The sequence below is a fragment of the Kitasatospora sp. NPDC001095 genome, from assembly GCF_053598615.1.
The window spans coordinates 1-2591 of the sequence record NZ_JBSFKQ010000132.1 but is presented as its reverse complement, the minus strand read 5'-3'; the positions used below and the strand labels follow the sequence as shown (position 1 = coordinate 2591).

Sequence of the window (2591 nt, the reverse complement as noted above, 5' to 3'; positions counted from 1 at the left end):
GCCTCGGGCGCGGACGCGCTGCGGGTGCGGCTGGTGTCCGCCGGTACGGACGCGGTGTCGCTGACGCTCGCGGACGCCGAGGGGCAGCCGGTCGGGACCATCCGATCGCTGGCCCTGCGGCCGGTGGTGGCCGAGCAGTTGGCGGCGTCCGGTGGGCCGACCGACTCGCTGTTCGGCGTGGACTGGGCGGAGATCGCGCTCGGGGCCGGGTCAGCCGCCGACGTTCAGCTGTTCTCGTCACTGGCCGAGCTGGCCGGGGACGAGGTTCCCGAGGTCGTGGTCGTCGAGGCTCCGCAGGCGGGCGGCGGTGACGTGGCCGAGGCCGCGCACGCTGCCGGTGTGTGGGCCCTGGAGCTGGTGCGGGGCTGGCTGGCGGAGGAGCGCTTCGCCGCTTCGCGGCTCGCCGTGGTGACGCGTGGCGCCGTTGCTGCGGGTCTGGCGGAGTCGGTGGTCTGGGGTCTGGTGCGCTCGGCGCAGTCGGAGAACCCGGACCGGTTCCTGCTGGTGGACCTGGAGGCGGGCGCCGAACTGCCGTCGGGCGTCCTCTCCTGTGGTGAGCCGCAGGTGTCGGTGCGCGGGGGCGTGGCGTTCGCGCCTCGCCTGGTTCGCGTTGCCGCTTCCTCGGAGAGCAGCGTGTCGCTGGGCGAGGGTACGGTCCTCGTCACGGGTGGTACGGGTGGTCTGGGTTCGCTGGTGGCCCGGCACGTGGTCACGGCGCACGGGGTGCGGAGCCTGCTGCTGACCAGCCGTCGCGGCCCGGAAGCGCCTGGCGCTTCCGAACTGCGCGACGAGCTGGCCGGGTTGGGCGCGGAGGTGGATGTCGTCGCCTGCGACGTCACCGACCGCGCGGCCGTCGCCCGCATGCTGGAGGGTCGTTCGCTGTCGGCGGTGGTCCACACGGCCGGCGTCCTGGATGACGGTGTGGTGTCGTCGCTGACGCCGGAGCGGCTGTCGGCGGTACTGCGTCCGAAGGTCGACGCGGCTTGGCACCTGCACGAACTGACCGCCGGGATGGACCTGTCGGCGTTCGTCCTGTTCTCCTCCGCCTCCGGCGTCTTCGGCGCCGCGGGCCAGGGCAACTACGCCGCCGCGAACGCGTTCCTCGATGCTCTGGCGGCCCGCCGCCGGGCCGACGGCCTGCCGGGCACGTCGCTGGCCTGGGGCCTGTGGGCCGAGGACGGCGGCATGGCCACCAGCCTGTCCGAGGCCGACGTCCGTCGCCTGGCCCGGGCCGGCGTGGCGCCGCTGCGTTCGCAGGAGGGCCTGGGCCTGTTCGACGGCGCGCTCACCCTGGACCGCGCCCTGCTCGTCCCGATGCACCTGGACCCGGTGGCCATGACCGGCGCCGGCGAGGTCCCGCCCCTGCTGCGCGGACTCGTCCGTACGCCGCGCCGCCGGACCGCCGCCAGCGGCGGTTCCGCTGCCGCCGGTTCGCTGGCCGAGCGCCTGCTGGCCCTGCCGGTGGCGCGCCGCGACGAGGCCGTCCGCGAGGTGGTCCGCACCCAGGTGGCCGAGGTCCTGGGCCACGGTTCGGCGGAAGGGGTGGACCCGGCCCGCGCCTTCCGTGAGCTGGGCTTCGACTCCCTCACCGCCATCGAGCTGCGCAACCGCCTCAACGCGGCCACCGGCCTGCGCCTGCCGGCCACACTGGTCTTCGACTACCCGACGCCGTCCGCGCTCGCCGACTTCATCCGCGACGAACTCGTCGGCGAGGCCCCGGCGACTGCCGGCGTGCTGTCCACGACCGCCGTGGACGAGCCGATCGCGATCGTCGGCATGGCCTGCCGCTACCCGGGCGGGGTCGCCTCGCCCGAGGACCTGTGGCAGCTGGTGCACGGCGGCGGCGACGGCATCTCGCTCTTCCCGACCGACCGTGGCTGGGACCTCGACGCCCTGTTCGGCGCGGACGGCACCCAGCCCGGAGGCAGCCACACGCGGGAAGGCGGATTCCTGCACGGCGCCGCCGAGTTCGACGCCGGCTTCTTCGGCATCAGCCCCCGCGAGGCGCTCACCATGGACCCGCAGCAGCGCCTGCTGCTGGAGACGTCCTGGGAGGCCTTCGAGCGGGCCGGCATCGACCCGGCCGCTCTGCGCGGCAGCGCCACCGGCGTGTTCACGGGCGTGATGTACCACGACTACGCCTCGCTGCTGGAGTCGGTCCCGTCCGGCGCCGAGGGCTACCTGGGCACCGGCAACGCGGGCAGTGTCATCTCGGGCCGCCTGGCGTACACCTTCGGTCTTGAGGGCCCGGCGGTGACGGTCGACACCGCCTGCTCCTCCTCCCTGGTCGCCCTCCACCTGGCCGCCCAGGCCCTGCGCAACGGCGAGTGCACGATGGCCCTGGCGGGCGGTGTGACGGTGATGTCCACCCCGGCCGCGTTCATCGACTTCAGCCGCCAGGGCGGGCTCTCCTTCGACGGCCGCTGCAAGGCCTTCTCGGCCGACGCGGACGGTACCGGCTGGTCCGAGGGTGTCGGCATGCTCCTGCTGGAGCGCCTGTCCGACGCGCAGCGCAACGGCCACCAGGTTCTCGCGGTGGTCCGTGGCAGTGCGATCAACCAGGACGGTGCCAGCAACGGCCTGACCGCCCC

Annotated in this window: 1 protein-coding gene; it reads left to right on the top strand. The window is 74.4% G+C overall.

Annotated elements, in window-relative coordinates:
- On the top strand, positions 1-2591 hold a 2591-nt coding region (locus ACWDBB_RS36110), incomplete at both ends, for a type I polyketide synthase (protein WP_449793637.1).